At 47.5% G+C, this 17,568-nt stretch carries 18 protein-coding genes; 3 read left to right on the forward strand and 15 right to left on the reverse strand.

The window, feature by feature from the left end:
• Positions 1-76: 76 nt before the first annotated feature.
• Genes Q1B47_RS12590 through rpoE form a run of 4 tightly spaced genes read right to left on the reverse strand, consistent with a single transcriptional unit; the run spans position 77 to position 2,749 of the window.
• Complete coding sequence (locus tag Q1B47_RS12590) at positions 77-532, reverse strand: SoxR reducing system RseC family protein (RefSeq protein ID WP_299794088.1); 456 nt, start codon at positions 530-532, stop codon at positions 77-79.
• Positions 533-555: 23 nt separating this feature from the next.
• Positions 556-1,488: a MucB/RseB C-terminal domain-containing protein gene (locus Q1B47_RS12595; RefSeq protein WP_299794091.1), complete on the reverse strand. Its 933-nt coding sequence runs from the start codon at positions 1,486-1,488 to the stop codon at positions 556-558.
• A gap of 37 nt (positions 1,489-1,525) precedes the next feature.
• A complete protein-coding gene (locus Q1B47_RS12600) occupies positions 1,526-2,143 on the reverse strand; it encodes an RseA family anti-sigma factor (protein ID WP_299794094.1) in 618 nt (205 codons plus the stop codon).
• Between the two features lie 27 nt (positions 2,144-2,170).
• On the reverse strand, positions 2,171-2,749 hold the full coding sequence (gene rpoE, locus Q1B47_RS12605; protein WP_299794097.1) for an RNA polymerase sigma factor RpoE: 579 nt from the start codon (positions 2,747-2,749) through the stop codon (positions 2,171-2,173).
• Between the two features lie 200 nt (positions 2,750-2,949).
• Here rpoE and nadB point away from each other — a divergent pair, with 200 nt between their 5' ends.
• Complete coding sequence (gene nadB / locus Q1B47_RS12610) at positions 2,950-4,560, forward strand: L-aspartate oxidase (protein ID WP_299794100.1); 1,611 nt, start codon at positions 2,950-2,952, stop codon at positions 4,558-4,560.
• A 10-nt stretch (positions 4,561-4,570) separates the two neighbouring features.
• Here nadB and Q1B47_RS12615 read toward each other — a convergent pair whose 3' ends face one another.
• From Q1B47_RS12615 to rppH, 9 genes are all read right to left on the reverse strand, one after another.
• A complete protein-coding gene (locus Q1B47_RS12615; RefSeq protein WP_299794103.1) occupies positions 4,571-4,999 on the reverse strand; it encodes a protein YgfX in 429 nt (142 codons plus the stop codon).
• Positions 4,980-5,219 (reverse strand): succinate dehydrogenase assembly factor 2, encoded by a 240-nt coding sequence (locus Q1B47_RS12620; RefSeq protein WP_299794168.1) that lies wholly within the window; start codon positions 5,217-5,219, stop codon positions 4,980-4,982. Before Q1B47_RS12620 ends, Q1B47_RS12615 begins: the two co-directional genes overlap by 20 nt.
• A 102-nt stretch (positions 5,220-5,321) precedes the next feature.
• A complete protein-coding gene (nhaR, locus tag Q1B47_RS12625; protein ID WP_299794106.1) occupies positions 5,322-6,230 on the reverse strand; it encodes a transcriptional activator NhaR in 909 nt (302 codons plus the stop codon).
• Between the two features lie 24 nt (positions 6,231-6,254).
• A complete protein-coding gene (locus Q1B47_RS12630) occupies positions 6,255-6,638 on the reverse strand; it encodes a hypothetical protein (protein ID WP_299794109.1) in 384 nt (127 codons plus the stop codon).
• The gene (nhaA, locus tag Q1B47_RS12635; RefSeq protein WP_299794112.1) at positions 6,635-7,834 is read right to left on the reverse strand and encodes a Na+/H+ antiporter NhaA; all 1,200 of its coding nucleotides are present in this window, start codon (positions 7,832-7,834) and stop codon (positions 6,635-6,637) included. The genes Q1B47_RS12630 and nhaA overlap by 4 nt, the downstream gene beginning before the upstream one ends.
• A gap of 313 nt (positions 7,835-8,147) precedes the next feature.
• On the reverse strand, positions 8,148-8,999 hold the full coding sequence (locus Q1B47_RS12640) for a thymidylate synthase (RefSeq protein WP_299794115.1): 852 nt from the start codon (positions 8,997-8,999) through the stop codon (positions 8,148-8,150).
• A gap of 295 nt (positions 9,000-9,294) precedes the next feature.
• A complete protein-coding gene (locus tag Q1B47_RS12645) occupies positions 9,295-10,098 on the reverse strand; it encodes a sulfite exporter TauE/SafE family protein (protein ID WP_299794118.1) in 804 nt (267 codons plus the stop codon).
• 107 nt (positions 10,099-10,205) lie between these two features.
• The gene (gene ptsP / locus Q1B47_RS12650; protein ID WP_299794121.1) at positions 10,206-12,440 is read right to left on the reverse strand and encodes a phosphoenolpyruvate--protein phosphotransferase; all 2,235 of its coding nucleotides are present in this window, start codon (positions 12,438-12,440) and stop codon (positions 10,206-10,208) included.
• An 85-nt stretch (positions 12,441-12,525) separates the two neighbouring features.
• The gene (gene rppH, locus Q1B47_RS12655; RefSeq protein ID WP_299794123.1) at positions 12,526-13,044 is read right to left on the reverse strand and encodes an RNA pyrophosphohydrolase; all 519 of its coding nucleotides are present in this window, start codon (positions 13,042-13,044) and stop codon (positions 12,526-12,528) included.
• A gap of 694 nt (positions 13,045-13,738) precedes the next feature.
• Here rppH and mutH point away from each other — a divergent pair.
• Together mutH and Q1B47_RS12665 are read left to right on the forward strand one after the other, a co-directional pair.
• Positions 13,739-14,413, forward strand: coding sequence for a DNA mismatch repair endonuclease MutH (gene mutH / locus Q1B47_RS12660; RefSeq protein ID WP_299794126.1), 675 nt, complete (start codon positions 13,739-13,741; stop codon positions 14,411-14,413).
• Between the two features lie 273 nt (positions 14,414-14,686).
• Complete coding sequence (locus Q1B47_RS12665) at positions 14,687-15,760, forward strand: adenylate/guanylate cyclase domain-containing protein (protein WP_299794129.1); 1,074 nt, start codon at positions 14,687-14,689, stop codon at positions 15,758-15,760.
• Between the two features lie 132 nt (positions 15,761-15,892).
• Here the strand turns inward: Q1B47_RS12665 and oxyR are convergent, their stop codons facing one another.
• Together oxyR and Q1B47_RS12675 are read right to left on the reverse strand one after the other, a co-directional pair.
• A complete protein-coding gene (oxyR, locus tag Q1B47_RS12670) occupies positions 15,893-16,804 on the reverse strand; it encodes a hydrogen peroxide-inducible genes transcriptional activator OxyR (protein ID WP_299794132.1) in 912 nt (303 codons plus the stop codon).
• Between the two features lie 277 nt (positions 16,805-17,081).
• Positions 17,082-17,447 (reverse strand): Hpt domain-containing protein, encoded by a 366-nt coding sequence (locus Q1B47_RS12675; RefSeq protein WP_299794135.1) that lies wholly within the window; start codon positions 17,445-17,447, stop codon positions 17,082-17,084.
• Between the last annotated feature and the right edge of the window lie 121 nt (positions 17,448-17,568).

Consider the following 17,568-nt stretch of genomic DNA (forward strand, 5'->3'; position numbering starts at 1 on the left):
CCCGATCGGCAGACTAATACCAATCGAATCCCCGGATAAAGCTCATTTTTAAGACTAAAAAGGGGCTTTAGAGATTTTAAATGGAGTGCCCTAAGTGAGAGAGGATAACCGGCTGGCTCGTTGCCTCCATCTGGCGGGCCTTACTCCTGGCTAACCGCCAAAACAGAAAAGCGCCTGATAATGCTCCGGGAATAACGAAAAGATCGCCGGCAGAAAGCTCTAGCAGGGCAGATATCAGGCTCACCAAGCCAGCCCCTGAAAAGAGTCCAAGCAGAGGCATCAGGTACACCAAGGCGGCGGCTTTTAAGATAACACTCTCGGGTAAGCCCAGCTTTATCAAGTCGCCCGGCTGATAAGTGATATCTGATTGAATCGAGAACTCCTGTACCTTAGGTGAGAACGCCTTAGAAACGGCAGAGGTGCCACAAGACTCGGTATTTTCACAGTGATTACAGGCATTTTTAACCTTAACCTCTACCTTGACCCAGCCATCGGTATCACAACTGATCACTTTCGCCATCTCTTCCATCATAGGGTTAGCCTCCGATGATTTTGCTACTCGATCGTGATACTTTTTGCCACACGAGCTAAGGTTTCAGCGGGCACTTTGCCGACAGCTACGACTTCGGCATTTCCCACCCGCTCGGTGGCCAGTGACAAGCCATTACGGGTCACTAACTCTTCAGGCATCTTGGCATCACTGGCCCTTGCAACATACACAGAGATATTGGCAATGCCATCGCTCAAGGCGATATATTCAACCGCTTCATGACTGCCCATCAACCTGTGGCTGTCTTTCAACAGTATCTCAAAACCTGCCGGTAGCCATTTAAACTGCCAGTTATCACCGGCATCCCGTTCAGACTGAGAAACGACCGCTGGCCACTCCTGTTTGTAGGCTTCATGGAGAATAGCCGGGGCCTCATCCAGCACCAATAGCTCAACGACAAGGATCTGTTCCAGCAGCTGCTTATCCTGAGTCAGCATGTCATAACGCAGTGGCAGATAGGTCTCCATGTCCAGCCAAACCTGATAGCCGTAACGATACTCATCATTGGGAATAATTCTTACTAATTGGCTGGGTCTCCCCGCCAAGCGGCTGCGACCACCGAGTACAAACTGATAGCCGGACTCTAAAGCCGAAAAGTCACCGGCAAATGCCGGGGGGAAAAGCCCTTGTATACGCCTGGAGCTGATACTGTATGCAGGCTGATCATGTTCGATAAAGGTAACAGTCTGGCCGACTCTGACTGCATTTTTTGGCGGGCCGTTGAGATGCTCGAGAAAAGCCACTTCCTGATCTTCAACTTTACCGTGGATATAAACTAATGGCCTTATATGATCGGCTTGAAGCTGGATCAGAGAGATTTTGAACTCTTGTTCACGCAAGGCCTGACTCATATTTTCCAGCCAAGCCTTGGCCGATACAACTTCCTGCGCCATCACAGGAAAATTAAGAAACAACAGGGCCAACAGGATAAGACGCAAGCTAACTCCTTACGAGTAAGACAAAACAGATGCAGTATTAATGATTCACTGGTATTGAATCTAATTCACTCTGGCTATTGTCGTCTATTTGCACCCCATTATTCAATCTTTGTTGTAGCATGTGATCCTGGATATAAGCATTAATACGCTGACGCTGCTCCATAACCTGATCGTTGGTGAAACTTTGATTCTGTTGAACCGGTCCGGTTTGCAGGCTCACAGGAGTCACACTGCCAACTAATGGTCGGGTATTCAGTACCGGCAAAGGAGACGCATCGATAGCACTCTCTTGAGAGTAATTTTGAACACCAACAACGGCGACTAAAGCTACACTCGCAGCGATAGCATATTGCCCAAACTGCTTAAACATAGGGATGACATTACTCAAACCGCCCGTTTTAACCTGAGCCTCATCAGACGTTTCACGCTTAACGGGGGCTACTATTGTGGGCTCATTTTCGATAGCCGCGGCAATATTAGCTGAGAGGTCTAAGTGCATAGTCTTAGGCAACTCTCCACGCATTGCGTCGCCTATCATATGATAATCACGCCACTGCTCATGTGAATCCTGGTCGGCTGCTAATTCAGCCAACGTCTGCTCATCAATCTCTCCATCGACGGCAGCGGATACCCACTCCTGACCTAATTTATCCATTGTTCACCTGTATTCATTAAAAGGATGCTACTTCTCCAGCAAAGGCTGAAGCTTTCTATCAATCGCCTCTCGCGCCCTGAAGATACGGGATCTTACAGTGCCAACGGGACAATCCATGACATTCGCTATCTCTTCGTAACTCATACCATCGAGCTCTCGCAACGAAATAGCCATCTTTAACTCTTCCGGTAATGTATCCAGGGTGTCAAAAACCACCTTCTGGATCTCATCCGACATCATCAAGCGCTCGGGAGATGCAACCTCCTTCAACGCATCGCTGCCATCGTAAAATTCAGCTTCCTCTGCATCGATATCGTTTGCAGGTGCTCGACGCCCCTGTGCTACCAGATGATTCTTAGCCGTATTTACCGCAATTCGGTATAGCCAGGTATAAAACGCACTTTCACCACGAAAATTAGGCAGTGCCCGGTAAGCTTTAATGAAGGCTTCCTGAGCAACATCAGCAACGTCTGCCTGATTACGAACATAGCGTGAAATCAGACTCATGACCTTGTTTTGATACTTCTGCACCAAAAGGTTAAAAGCGTTTTTATCTCCCTGCTGTACACGTTCAACTAATTGTTGATCACTTATTTGTCCACTCATCCGAGCCGACTACTCCTAAATCTAAAATGCTGATTTCTCAGTCGCTCGAATCATATTCACATATGTAGACTAGCTTACTCGCGAAAAGTTCTAAAAAAATTGCATAGAGATGAATTTAATTTCTGTTAACCGGTAATCTACCCAAAATTCCTCTCTTGGTTTACCATAGTTAACACTCACTGAACTTACTATGATACCTGATGAAACAAGTAGTTGAACACCAATCTGACGTATTGGTTATCGGAAGCGGTGCCGCTGGTCTCACTTTAGCCTTGCATCTTGCTGAAAAATCACAAGTTACCTTACTTTCCAAAGGGCCCCTAAGTGAAGGTTCAACTTATTACGCACAGGGTGGCATAGCTTCAGTATTCGATGAAGAGGATACTGTGGAGTCCCATGTGACCGATACTCTGGTTGCCGGGGCAGGCCTTTGTGATGAATCAGTGGTGACCTTCACGGCCGAAAATGCCAAACGCTCAATGGAGTGGCTCATACAGTGTGGCGTGGCTTTCGATAAGGAGGAGACCGTCGATGGTGACTCCAGTAAAGCCCCGTACCACCTTACCCGCGAGGGTGGTCACAGCCACAGACGTATTCTTCATGCCGCCGACGCCACGGGTAAAGAGGTTCAGGTAACACTGCAGGACAGAGCCAGAGCACACCCGAATATTCAGGTTCTTGAGCGCTATAACGCCATTGACCTTATTACCTCCCGCAAGCTGAACAGGCCGGGAAACCGCGTTCTCGGAGCCTATATCTGGAACCGGGACGCGGAGCAGGTGGAAACCGTGAAGGCGCGTTTCGTCGCACTCGCCACCGGAGGCAGCTCCAAGGTCTATCAATATACTTCCAATCCGGATATAGCATCGGGTGACGGCATAGCCATGGCCTGGCGCTCGGGTTGCCGTGTCGCGAACATGGAATTTAATCAGTTCCATCCAACCTGCCTATACCACGCCGATGCCAGAAACTTTCTGCTGACCGAAGCACTTCGGGGCGAAGGGGCCTATCTGCGCCGTCCCGACGGCAGCCGTTTTATGCCTGACTTCGATAAACGGGCTGAGTTGGCACCAAGAGATATCGTCGCTCGTGCGATAGATTATGAGATGAAGCGCCTGGGCTCTGATTGTGTCTACCTGGACATCAGCCATAAGCCCGCGGAATTTGTGATTAAACACTTCCCCACAATTCACAAACGTTGCCTCGAGTTTGGCATAGATATTACGACAGACCCAATTCCAGTCGTGCCGGCCGCTCACTATACCTGTGGCGGGATAATGACCGACCTACATGGCCAAACCGATCTCAATGGACTCTATGCCATAGGTGAGGTCGCTTATACCGGTCTTCATGGCGCCAACCGTCTGGCGAGTAACTCTCTCCTTGAGTGCTTGGTATTTGCAAGAGCCGCGGCAGAAGATATCGAAAGCCAGCTCAATAAGATCCCGATGCCCGGCGAGTTACCGGCCTGGGATGAAAGCCAGGTATCTAACTCAGATGAAGAGGTCGTCATTGCCCATAACTGGCACGAATTACGCCTGTTTATGTGGGATTACGTGGGGATCGTGCGTTCAGATAAACGTTTAGAGCGCGCGCTGCGTCGCTGTATCATGCTGCAACAAGAGATACAGGAGTACTACAGTAACTTCCGGGTGAGCAACAATCTTCTGGAGTTAAGAAACTTAGTTCAGGTGGCCGAACTGATTATTCGCTGCGCAATGGAGCGAAAAGAGAGCCGCGGCCTACATTACAACATAGACCATCCACAGCAGCTGGAAAATCCGACGCCGACAATTCTCCTTCCTGATTAACTCTACCCACTCAGCGCTTCTGAGCCAGTAGCAGACGACACAGGTGGCGGTAACTTGTGTCGTCAAGCATATCGGCCCAGACAATGAGTAAGCGTTTATCCCTGTCGGTTTGAAGATAAAACAGTGACGCAAATGGCGTGACAACTCTTCTTCCGGCAAGCTTAAACTTTACGCTCTCATCACCTCTCCTGTTATCGAGCCTTCCTTCGCCACGAACATCGAGTGAAAACTTGCAGCGCCAATGGTTCAGCGACCAGAGCTGGTAAGAGAGAAACAGAAATAACAGGCTAAGACAGAGCCCTTTAATCAGAAGATAGTAAAGGTTATCGATATCGGGCCAGGCGAGAAATGAGGTAAGAGAGACCGCACCGAAAACGACCAACGATAATCGCTGGTCGAATGAGGCTGTTAAACTGAAACTATGGGGTTGCTCTGCCACGGACACGAATGACCATATCGGCAAGCTCAGGATCCGGGCACTCTTGGTGTCCCATAAACCAAGCGAATAACTCAGGATCTTCGCCTTTTAACAGCCGAACGAAAGTATTTTTATCCTTAGTCGACAGCTGCTCATATTGATTTTCAACGAAAGGCTGAAACAGGACATCAAGTTCAAGCATACCTCTTCGGCATGCCCACCTTACTCTGGCAATATTCATCGGTTCAGACACGCAAATGCTCCCTTATTTTTTTGCCTAGTGTACCTCGTGTTACACCCGGAGTCGATGCTATCCCCACAGGGTTACTCATCAACAGCCAGGTCAGAGTAACTTTACTTTCGGGTCTCTGCCCTCGAAAAGATCGGTAAAATCAGTTTCGAGCAGACGTTTAACGGCGGGGTGCTGAATCATCCTCTCGGCAAACATCACATGATATACCTCTTTAACATCGCTGGTTTCGCCCAGCAGGTTCATGCCATGAGAAAGAATATCTTGTTTGTAGATTGATGGAGCAACAAAAATGCCCTGCTTAAAATAGCCGAAGGCCTTCATCATTGCGGCGTCATCGAACTCACCCAGTATAGTGATATTGAGTCCGTTTTCATCGAACCAGTGATGCAACTGCTGTCCAAGCGAGGTACGTTTACCCGGAATAAGCAGTTTTCCCTCCTCCAGACATTCGGGAAAGGGCTTACTGTATTGATCGGCAGAGAAGAAAGCGATACCACACTCTCCCAGCTTTTTAGATAGTATCTCAGGGTACTTCAGTGACTCCCCGGCACAGTCGGATAAGATCATATCCAGCTTATGCTCCCTGAGTCTCTCCATCAGACTTTCGTGAGTTGCCTCGAAACAAGCCAGATGCATAGAGCCGTCACTGGGTACCACTGAGAGCAGCACCCTGCTCGCCAACGCTTTCGACAAGGCGTCGGCGATACCGACTTCGAACAGGATATTCTCATCTTTTTGATAGTTGAGAATATCCAGCATCTCATAACTTAGGCTGAACATCTTATCGGCATAACGAAATACCAACTCGCCAAGCTCGGTCGGCTCCAGCGAGCGACCCGCACGCTTAAACAAACTCCCCTTCAGACGGGTTTCAAGCACCCTTATCTGTCCGGTAACCGTTTGCGGCGCCAAACACAGGGCTTCGGCGGCTTTCGCCACCGAGCCCTTTTTATGAACCATCCAAAAATAGTAAAGATGGTTATAGTTCAGATGGGACATACAATACTCTGCTGTGCGGTTAGATTATTTAAGTCGCTGACAGTCCATCAGGCTGTACATTACGTTATTAAGCATCTCAATATTCTTCACACTACCGGCGGTAAACGCTTCGGCAAGCCCGGTGACCAATAGCTCCCTATCCGGGATCCGCCCCTCACAATAGGTACGGTTAGCTTCCTGAAATCGTTTACCGCTGCGATATTTCAGGGCTCTGGACTCATAGCTGTCGCTCTCCAGGCGCGCGCCGGTAGCGTTTGGCTTATACATCAATGCGCCATCGACCACGCCTTCGAGATAGTGCTGACAGGTATCGCTTTTGACATCTGTGTTACAAGCATTCAGTTGCTCAGCCTGAGCCGATGTAGTCAGCCCCAGGCATAGGGTGAGTATCAGTAATATTAATCTCATGTTACCTCTCCTTTCTTGCTTTCATCTGCCGCATCGGCTTCGGGCAGCACCTTAGACAACCAGAAGTAACCAATGACAGCCGATGCAAATGAACCCACTAAAATTCCCAGCCTTGCCAAATTACCGTAAGCTTCAGCATCACCAACAAATGCCAGCGATGAGATAAACATCGACATGGTGAAACCGATACCACACATCAGGGCGACAGGGGCGATGTGCTTCCATCCCATACCTTCAGGCAACTGGGCTAACTTAAGCTTCACGGCGATGTAGCTGAGCAGAAGTACCCCCAAAGGCTTACCGATTAACAGACCAAGAGCGATACCAACCGGTACCGGAGACAAGAGGTCACCGAAACTCATGGGGCTGAGATCGACACCGGCATTAGCAAACGCAAATATCGGTAAGATGATGAAGGTGCTCCACGGATGAAGGCTATGCTCCAGACTCTCCGAGGGCGAACTGCCATCTTTTGCTCTGAGTGGAATACAGAAGGCGATAATGACACCCGCTAAGGTAGCGTGAACACCCGACTTCAACACGGCAATCCACAGAATAAGGCCTACGACACCATAAGGCGCTAATTCGGTTACCCCTTTACGATTAAGAGCGATAAGACCCACAATGGCAATGGCGGCCACAGTCAGACTCAACATAGAGAGATCTGTACTATAGAAAAGTGCAATAATAACAACCACACCCAGGTCATCGATAATAGCCAAGGCCAACAGGAATACCTTAAGTGCTACTGGCACCCGGCTCCCCAGCAGCGCCATTATTCCCAATGCAAATGCAATATCAGTCGCCGCCGGTATTGCCCAGCCCGCCTGGGTTATAGCATCACTATTGTTGAATAACAGGTAGACAGCAGCAGGGAAAACCATACCACCAATCGCCGCAAACGTAGGTAACGAGGCTTGAGCCGGGCTCGACAGCGCTCCTTCCAGCAGTTCACGCTTAACTTCCAAACCGATCAACATAAAAAACAGCGCCATCAGACCATCATTGATCCAATGTATCAGTGTCTTATCAATATCTAAGCTACCTACTCGTATCTGCATCTCGGTAGCAAGAAAGCCTTGATACATACCTGACAGAGGTGAGTTCGCCATTATCATAGCGAGTGCGACTGCAACCATAAGCAGAATGCCACCCGCCGACTCCTGGCTTAAAAAATTCTTAATAGCCCTTTCCATAACTTGCTCCAATATATCTTAATGTTCCGAGTGTAACGGAATACAACAAACGTGAATATTCGATTGCAACAGCCATAAACATCGGTATTTCCGAGGTATTAAGTTTAGCTAAGGAGTGAATAGATATCAAATGATTATTTTATAAACAGATTTGAATATATCTAAGAAACAGGAAGATGTAGAAATGGTTAAGAGATGACTAAAGTTGTTTATTCATTAAAAACAGATAACGACCAAGGCTGAATATTACAAACCAAAATCGTTATCTCTGATTTTTCAATTGATTAGCCTCAACAATAGCGGCGAATCAGATTTAAACTGAAAATGGATACTTGATCGCTTCATGGTGCTGGTAACCGGACACTTCGAAGTCATCCATCGTCACCCAGGTCTCCAGATCTTCCAGAGATCTGATATCCGGATTGATCGACAGAGACGCAGGCGCAAATGGCTCTCTTTTCAGTTGAACGTCACGCATCAAGGCTAGTTGATCTTCGTAGATGTGCGCGTTAACAATTTTATGATACGCCATACCCGGCTTTTTGCCGGTGATCTGCGCCATCAAGGCGAGCAGGGTAAAGACCTGAACCTGATTGAAGTTTAACCCCAGGGGGACATCACAGGAACGTTGAAAACTATTAAGATAAAGCGTGTCACCCAGCAGAGAGAAATTATGGGTATGCATACATGGACGCAGACAGCCCATATGGAACTCACCCGGGTTATAGAAGCTAAGGATCTCACCGCGATCATCGATACCCGCTTTAAGGTTGTCTACAATCTTCTTCAGCTGATCGACCGTGCCACCATCGGGCTTACTCCACGCCCTTCCCTGCACCCCATAGACCCGGCCCATATCATCGGTACCTTTACGGTGCGAATTGTTAAGCCATGCCTGATTTTCGTTAGCATTTGCATCCCAGGTTTTTGCACCCAATGCCCGAAAATCGGCCGCATTATCATAGCCGCGTATATAGCCAAGCATCTCGGCAATCGCGCTCTTCCAGTAGCTTTTTCGGGTTGTGATAAGAGGAAACTCATTATTGCCTACATTGTAGGTCAGGTCAGCGTTGATAACAGTCAGACAGCGTTTACCCGTTCGCTCATTTTCAACCCAGGTACCTTCGTCGATAATTCTGTTACATAGCTCTAAATACTGTTTCATTACAACTTACCCTCTGGCGGCACGGATTTTAAAATAAGAGACAAGCCTGATATCGCCAAGGGAGTGGAGTTAAGCGGCTCCATGGCCACAAGCTCCCCCGCTCCCTACAGCTCAGGCTGACGAACGATATCTGCTATAACTCCTGCCAATTCCAATTGAGACGCAGGAGTAAAAATAGAAGCAGCGGATGATTCTAACTCAATCTCGGCCAGTTTCTAAGAGCAAATCCTCTTTCAAGCGTAAGGAAGGTCGCCAGTTAAATGCCCTCGAACAAAATAGCAACGGCTGAACAGGTTCAACCCAAAGCTAATTTCAGACCGGTAAAAATCAATAAAACGGCGAAAATCTTTTTCAAAATCGGCGTCGGCCAATGGGTTGCAGCCCTGACACCAACAGGTGCCGTGGCGACCGAAGTCAGTACGATGCCAATCAGGGCCGGAAGGTAAACATAACCTAATGTCAATTGAGGCAAGCCGGTCACTCCCCATCCGGCCATCACATAGCCCGCACTGCCGAATAAGGCGATAAATACGCCCGATGTGGCAGAAAAGCCAATAGCATTACGCATCTGCAGACCACACCAACTTAAAAACGGAACCAGCAAGATGCCACCACCAATTCCCATCAGGGCAGCGAAAGCCGCGATAGCGACAGAAGCAAAAAACAGAACCGGAGCGGCTGGCAAGGGCTTATCAACATTGGCGAGGCGCAGAGGAAATACCATATGAAGCGCCATTAAAATTACGAATATAGCAAAGGCCTGCTGCAGAGTGTCGGCACTGATCGCATGGGAGATAAACCCGGAGCAGGACGCCCCTATGATCAAGCCCGGTAGCATAGGTTTAAACAGAGACCAGGGGATATTTCCGCGCCTATGGTGGGCTAAGGCCGAGGAGCAGGAGGTTAGAATGATCGCGCTGAGAGAGGTCGCAATTGCCACATGGGGCAATACTCCAAGCTCAAAACCGGCCGATGGTAACAGATACAGCAGAACCGGCACGGCGATGATGCCCCCGCCTATACCCAGCAAGCCAGCCATAAAACCAATAAATGCGCCTAACCCCAGACAACTGATAAAAAACCAGATTAAATTATCCACAACTTGACCTTTCCATCTAAATATATACACACAAGGACGGGCAACTCCTGAGCCCGAATAGATGCTCTAAAGTCGAACGGATACGTTTACGATATCGACTGAGGAAGTTAGTTAAGAATTGCCCCTAACTCCCTGGATTCAAAGTACTCCCTTACCAACTCTCTCACCTCTTGTCCGGTGGAAAGGGTTAACGCCATCTGAAGCAGCTCACTGAGATCGTGATGAGATACCCTTCTGAGCAGGTAATTAACTCTGGCTAAGCTTCCCTGATTCATACTCAGCTGATCATATCCCATGGCGACGAGTAAGAGCACTCCTATCGGTTCACCTGCTAACTCACCACACACGCTTACAGGCAGGTGATATTGCCAGCAATCAAATCTGGCGCGTTTCAATGCCCTTAAGATCCCCGGGTGATAACAATCATATAGGGTACTTACCCGCGGGTTATTCCTATCGACCGCAAGCAGGTATTGAGTCAGGTCATTGGAACCTACTGAGACAAAATCAACCCTCTTGGCTACCTCAGAAATTTGGTAGAGCAGGGCCGGCACCTCAAGCATAATACCCAGCTTTGGCTTTACGATATTTTTGTTGACGTCACTCTTAAGCTCACTATAGGCCTGTTCAAGGTAGGCGATGGCCTGATCTATCTCCTCCAGGCTACTCACCATAGGGAGCAGAATATGTAGCTGCCCCTTCTCCCCACCGGCCTGGATCATCGCCCTGAGCTGTACCAGAAACAGCTCCGGGTGGTCCAGTGACAGCCTTATCCCGCGCCAGCCGAGAAAAGGGTTTTCCTCATTGATAGGAAAATATGACAAGGGCTTATCGCCCCCAACGTCCAGTGTCCTCATGACAACAGGCCTGTCATTCGCCGCTTCCAGTACCTGGCTATAAACTTTTACCTGCTCAGACTCGCTGGGAAACCTCTGGTGCAACATGAAAGGAATTTCAGTACGGTAGAGTCCTACTCCATCGGCGCCATTGGCGATCTCCGATGCCAGGCTACTCAATAAACCGGCGTTGAGATAGAGATGAATCCTCTTGCCATCGAGCGTCTGAGCAGGAAGATCCAGCTCTTGAGCGTATTTATTTTGCAGAGCCTTCTCTGCCGAGATCAGATTACGGTACTCAGCAATCAGGGCCGGAGCCGGTGAAACATGTAACTGGCCACGATTAGCATTAATAATAAGTAACTTTTTATCTATTGCAGCCGACAGAACACCTTCTACCCCTATGATTGCCGGAACCCCCAATGCTCTGGCCAGAATAGCGGCATGGGAGTTAACACCACCAAGCTCGGTGACGATGCCGACTAACTTATGCCGGGGAAACTCGGCAAGCATAGTTGCATCGGCCTCTTTGGTGACAAGTATAACCGGCAGATCCGGCTCCAGCTCCATTCTCTGAGGCTCAATCAGTAATCTCAAGACCCGTAACCCAAGATCACGAATATCGCCGGCGCGCTCCTTGAGGTAAAGATCCTGCATCTGAGTAAACTGCTCGATATAGCGCAATGAGACACGGCTCACCGCAGATACCGCACACCAGCCCTCACGTACCTCTTTTACGTACTCACCACCCAGGCTGGCCTTGTCCAGTAACAGCAGTAGTGCAGAAAATATCGAAACAACTTCATTATCCTGCTCCTGATCGAAACGTTGAGACAATGAGGTGAGCATATCTTTACAGGCCTCGATAGCCGAATTTAATCTCTGCTCTTCATAACTGACATCTGACGTGCGTTGCTGCGGTTGCTCGAGTGCTATCTGCCCACCGAGAACTAAGGCGTGGGCAATCGCGACGCCGTTAGCGGCGGATGTACCTGTAAAATGAAGCTGATCGGGGGAACACTCTACTTCGGCTTTTATTCTGAGATTTCTTATCGCCATCGCCAACTGCGCGGCTAATGTCATAAGAAAAGCCTCCTCGCCCTCATCAAATTGGCGAGCATCGGCTTGCTGTACGACTAAAACCCCTAAAATATTCTTTTGATATATGATTGGAACGGCGAGAAAAGCCCTGAAGCTCTCCTCTTCGGCTTCAACAAATTTCTTAAATCTCGGGTGCTGGTTAGCGTCGGCTAAATTGATAGGCTCTTCACGCTCAGCGACTAAGCCGACCAAGCCTTCAGACAGTGGCATTTTGACCTGGCCTACGGCGTCTGGCTCCAGGCCATCGGTTGCCGATAGTACCAGTTGCTGCTCCTCTAACAGATAGATAGAGCAACACTCAGTTGCCATAGCAGATTTAGTTTGTGAAACGAGTAGTTCGAGCGCAGAATGAAGATCATGAGCCGCCGCAACGGCTTGAGTGATATCTCTTAGGTTTTTTAGCACTTAGTAAAACCTCCGTTTGATTTGGCTGAGCTCAAATATATATCCATTATAGACTTCCCGAACCTATCACCTCATGTTTGGGCAGTTATCGCCGCCTTCCTCTCCTGCTGTGATGCTGCTCTCTGGTTTGAAACGGGAGTGCAGTTGGAGCGAACTCCTTCATTACCTTCCTATAAACATCTCTCTTAAATGAAACGACTTGCCTTACCGGGTACCAGTAACTCACCCAGCGCCAATCATCGAATTCCGGATGGCCACAAGCATTCAGGTCTATCGCACTCTCATTACTCTTGAGCTGTAACAAAAACCACTTCTGCTTCTGCCCAATACACACAGGCTTACTATCTTGCCTTATTAAACGTTTGGGTAATCTGTAACGTAACCAAGAGCGAGTCGAAGTTAATATCTGAACATGTTCAGGCCTTAACCCAACCTCTTCGTACAGCTCTCTAAACATCGCCTCTTCAGGTGTTTCGCCTTCATCGACCCCACCCTGAGGAAATTGCCAGGAATGCTGACCAAACCTTCTGGCCCACATAACCTGCCCAAAGCGATTACAGATAATGATGCCCACATTTGCGCGAAAGCCGTCACTATCAATCACATGGACTCCGTCAATTAACAATTTTAATCCATCGATTGTTTCACAAAGCAGGGCTGGCGGCAAATGCCGTATAACAGATCAACTCTGGATAAAAAACAAAAAAACACCCATTTATCAACAGGAGCAAAAGTTAAGCCCAGATAATATCCACAAAATCTGTGGATATCTCTGTTCGAAACTTATTTATAGCGGTTAATATTAGATTTTACGAACAGTTTTCACAATGTAAGATTTTCTGACCAAACTTAGTTTACCCGATAACAAACAGCCACTTACAAAGAAATCATTTCTAATATGGTAAGTTACCCTTGCTGGCAGCACACTTTTTAACCGCTCAGTAAAATTTGAATAACTGGAAAAATATTTTCAGCAGGTTATTCACAGGCAAAGTCTGAAATTCAATAAATCAAGAAATAAATTACTCAATATTCTGTTTGACATCTCAAAAAATTCGAGTTAGCTAATTAAATATTGTAAGTTATCCAACGAATCTGTGGATAACTATGTGGTAAAAGCAGGGGGTAAAATATTCTTAGTGTTAAAAAGAGAATGGATAACAAAAATCAGAATATTGTTAATCTGATTTTTCAACTACTTAAGTGAAATCCCGCCGCTATGTTTATACACCGGCATGGGTGCGTTCACTTTTTAACCGCTCATTGATATCTATAAAATCTCAGGTAAAATCGATTCGATGAAAACAACGCCAAAACCGCCTCATGATATCGAAGAGTTAATGCAGCGAGCCAACGACATGGCTGGTCTGACATTAGGACAACTTGCCGATTCCCATGGTATTCCGACCCCTCCCAACTTAAAAAGAGATAAAGGTTGGGTTGGCCAGCTAATCGAACACGAACTCGGTGCCGTAGCGGGTTCAAAACCCGAACAGGATTTTCTGCACTTAGGCGTCGAGCTTAAAACTATCCCTGTAGATAGTCATGGCAGGCCAATGGAAACCACCTATGTCACTGTCGCTCCACTTGTGGATATTCAGGGGTTGACCTGGGACAGCAGCCTGGTGTGCCATAAACTCCAGACCGTACTTTGGGTGCCGGTACAGGGAGACAGGCAGATAGCCGTTGCCGACAGGCAGATCGGCACACCTATTCTCTGGACACCCAATGCAGAAGAGCTCGCACTATTGAAGCAGGATTGGGAGGAGATAATGGAGTTTATCTCACTCGGGCAGGTACAACAGCTTACCGCAAGGCATGGTGAAGTCCTTCAGCTCAGGCCCAAAGGCGCAAACAGCCGTTCAGTGACTCAGAGCATTGCCGAAGATGGCTCCACAGTGATGACTAACCCAAGGGGGTTCTATCTGAAGACCCAGTTTACCCAGGCGATCCTATCACGCTTTTTTAGTTAACCTGTTTGGGTTCCCTATTCGAGTGAGCCCCACCTCTATAACCGTCGAAAGGCAAATTGTTCAGTTTATGACATTAACATCTTATCCGTAGCAGGTGCCTCACCTGTGAGTATGGCCATCTACATGGCTCACATTTTGGAATTTAAGCATGTTTACGTACATAACTCGCCCTCATTTGACAAAGATCACAAATACTAGTGGAAATCATAGGGGTATTTTCTATAAACTACCGCATCCTGAATAAAGAATGCAGCATTAGGATCCCCTGATAAAGTGAAAGCACGTATACAAGCAAAAAAACTAATTTTTGCGATTTTCGCTTGGGGAATTGCCATGGCGGCGTTTGTGTTTTTCCGATATGCACAGGCTCCCGAGCTTCCTCAATGGGCGACCGGTAGTGTAGATCTGGCTACGTTGGCGATCTATATGGGAATCATCTTCGGTAGCTTACATTGGATGTCTAACCTGATCGCCGACTTCAGCGCCATCAACAGGCTCCCCTACCTATTCTCGGTTATCTTCAAGGGCCTGTTTCTGCTGCTCGGAGCGACGACGCTCGCCTATATAACTCAGTTTTTAAATATGTGGGCTATCGAAAACCACATGGCGACATTGAGGCAGATGTTGACCGCTCACATACTCTATAGCCCATCCTTTCAGGCTTTGATCATCTATTTAGTTGTAGTCAGAGTCGGTCTGGCATTTATCGAGCAGATGGCCCTGCTGGTTGGGCCCAGAGTGTTGCTCAACATAGGTCTGGGAAAATATCACAAGCCAAGGTATGAACAGAGACTGTTTCTCTATCTCGATATGGTAGCCTCGACCACTCACGCCGAATCTCTTGGCGACTATCGTTTCAGTCGCTTGATTCAGGATAGCTTCAGCCTGCTCTCTGACACAGTAACCAATAATGAAGCCGAGATATATCGCTATATGGGTGATGCCGTCTTGATACATTGGCCGCTGGAAGACGGAATTCTTAAAGACAGAAGTTTTAATATCTACTTTGAATTTAGTCAGCAACTCAATTGGCAACGTCAATACTTCGAAGAGCAGTATGGCTTCGTTCCTAAATTCAAGGCTGCGGCTCATTGTGGTCAGGTTGTCGCTGCCGTAGTCGGAGTACAAAAACAGGAGATCAGCTTCTTCAGTGACGTACTCAACACTCTGGCGAGGCTGCAAGATCAATGTAATCCGCTGGGACAACGTATGCTTATCTCCGGCGCGCTGGAATCCAGAATCGATAAAGATAACAGCCAATATGATCTGAATAATTTAGGGCCGATCAAGTTGAAAGGAAAGCAACACTCTACCGATGTCTTCGGTGTATCCCCCAGACGCGGCTAGTGTGCTGCAACTGCGAGTTAAGCTCTGGTTTTAGCGTTTCAGGCTGAAGCCGGACAATATAAGAACGCTGTCAGTACTATGACTTAGTACTATGACTTGACTGACAGCGCCCATCTTAGCTGGCTTACTAAGCTACTCCTCCCTTCCCTCCAGCAGATTTTGAATAGCCAAGCCTAAGGTTCTGAAGGTAAGGATCCGGCTGGAGGTCTGTCGCCATACCAGACCAATATCACGATAAGGAGCATCGCCCGGAGGCTGCATGACACTGAGATCGGTCTCATTCAAGATGCCGGCATCGATCGCCATCTGAGGCAGGAAGGTTGTTCCTAATTTACTGTTAACCATCTGCACTAAAGTATGCAGACTCGTCGCGGCGAAAGGATTGACTTTAGCACTGTCTCCTAACTGGCAGGCAGTAATAGCGTGTCCGGTTATGCAGTGTTCGGCCTGAAGAAGGAATATGCTCTCATCGGGGAACAGTTTGAAATCCAGTGGCTCATGGATCTCATCCACTAACTCTTCATGCACTACCATTTTGAAGGGATCGATACCTACCTTCATGCTGTGATAACCACTGGTATCGACCGGCAGAGCCAACAGCAGAAGGTCAAGCTCCCCCTTACCCAGAGCGTCGAGCAGGCGGTCAGTGGTATCCTCTTTCAAGAACAGGGTCAGATCCGGGTAACTCTTTTGACAGTGTTTAACGACCCGGCTCAATAGAAATGGAGCGATAGTTGGGATGCAGCCCAGGCGAATATCCCCAGTCATCGGCTCTCCCTGATGTTTAACCAACTCGACAAGATCATCGACGTCGGTGAGTAGTTTTCTTGCCCGTTGAACAACCTCTTCACCGATCGCGGTGAATATAAAAGACTTGTGGTCTCGCTCAATCAGCTGGTGACCTAACTGCTCTTCCAGGTTTTGAATACCACTAGAGAGTGTCGACTGGCTCACATGGCACATCTTTGCAGCCCGATTAAAGTTCTGCTCATGATGTAAGTTAACCAAATAAAAGAGGTTTTTTAAGCTAGGTAAATGTTTCATAAAATCGATTACCAACTATGATCGTTATCAAAATATCCTATTCAACTTTACCATAAAAGCATAAGGAAAGGATTCGATTATGATTTGATAATGTGATGCCCGCCTAAATAAAACAACCAAAGGCTAGTAGGTATAAAAACGGCAGTGGTGTTTCAAAGCTGAAGGGAGCACACACAGGTACAGACAGACAGACAGGCAAGAAAAAAGCGCTAATGAAACTCTGTTTCATTAGCGCTTTACTATCTCTGACTCTATAGAAAGAATATGGGAGCAGGCGTTAAACTTTAGATTCGAGATATTGCTTAAGCTCTGCCAGGTCTTGGTTGGCATTATCAACAATCGCTTGTAACCAAGTCTCATGCTCATTCGCCCATGCCGCATCTTCACCATGCTGAAGCAGTTGAGCAAATTGTTGAATTCTCTTCAGACCTACAGAACCTGCGGCACCTTTAAACTTATGAGCTTCGGAGCATAAAGTATCTTTGTCTTGAGCTTCCTTAGCATTAACTAAGTTTCCTACATATTCTGGCATTAGCTGCTCAAATAAGACGACACTTTTCAGCAAAGTTCCCGCACCGATAGCGCTGCAGTACTGCTCAAGTGTATTAAGATCCAATATTGATTCAATCTCAGCTGTGGCCATATTAAGGCACCTCTCAAAAATTCTGACTGTTTAAAGACTAATTTACCACATAATACCCGCTATAATTGCTGGCGCAACTAATTGAGTAATATGTCGGTGAAAACTATCATTTTTTAACCAT

It is taken from the genome of uncultured Shewanella sp. (genome assembly GCF_947501225.1).
Lineage (GTDB): Bacteria > Pseudomonadota > Gammaproteobacteria > Enterobacterales > Shewanellaceae > Shewanella.

Coding starts and splice junctions, on each gene's coding strand:
- Q1B47_RS12640 (WP_299794115.1), bottom strand. CDS start 8,999: ATGAAACAGTATTTAGAGCTATGTAACAGAATTATCGACGAAGGTACC.
- nhaA (WP_299794112.1), bottom strand. CDS start 7,834: ATGGAAAGGGCTATTAAGAATTTTTTAAGCCAGGAGTCGGCGGGTGGC.
- nhaR (WP_299794106.1), bottom strand. CDS start 6,230: ATGTCCCATCTGAACTATAACCATCTTTACTATTTTTGGATGGTTCAT.
- Q1B47_RS12675 (WP_299794135.1), bottom strand. CDS start 17,447: ATGGCCACAGCTGAGATTGAATCAATATTGGATCTTAATACACTTGAG.
- mutH (WP_299794126.1), top strand. CDS start 13,739: ATGAAAACAACGCCAAAACCGCCTCATGATATCGAAGAGTTAATGCAG.
- rpoE (WP_299794097.1), bottom strand. CDS start 2,749: ATGAGTGGACAAATAAGTGATCAACAATTAGTTGAACGTGTACAGCAG.
- oxyR (WP_299794132.1), bottom strand. CDS start 16,804: ATGAAACATTTACCTAGCTTAAAAAACCTCTTTTATTTGGTTAACTTA.
- Q1B47_RS12630 (WP_299794109.1), bottom strand. CDS start 6,638: ATGAGATTAATATTACTGATACTCACCCTATGCCTGGGGCTGACTACA.
- nadB (WP_299794100.1), top strand. CDS start 2,950: ATGAAACAAGTAGTTGAACACCAATCTGACGTATTGGTTATCGGAAGC.
- Q1B47_RS12600 (WP_299794094.1), bottom strand. CDS start 2,143: ATGGATAAATTAGGTCAGGAGTGGGTATCCGCTGCCGTCGATGGAGAG.
- Q1B47_RS12590 (WP_299794088.1), bottom strand. CDS start 532: ATGATGGAAGAGATGGCGAAAGTGATCAGTTGTGATACCGATGGCTGG.
- Q1B47_RS12620 (WP_299794168.1), bottom strand. CDS start 5,219: ATGAATATTGCCAGAGTAAGGTGGGCATGCCGAAGAGGTATGCTTGAA.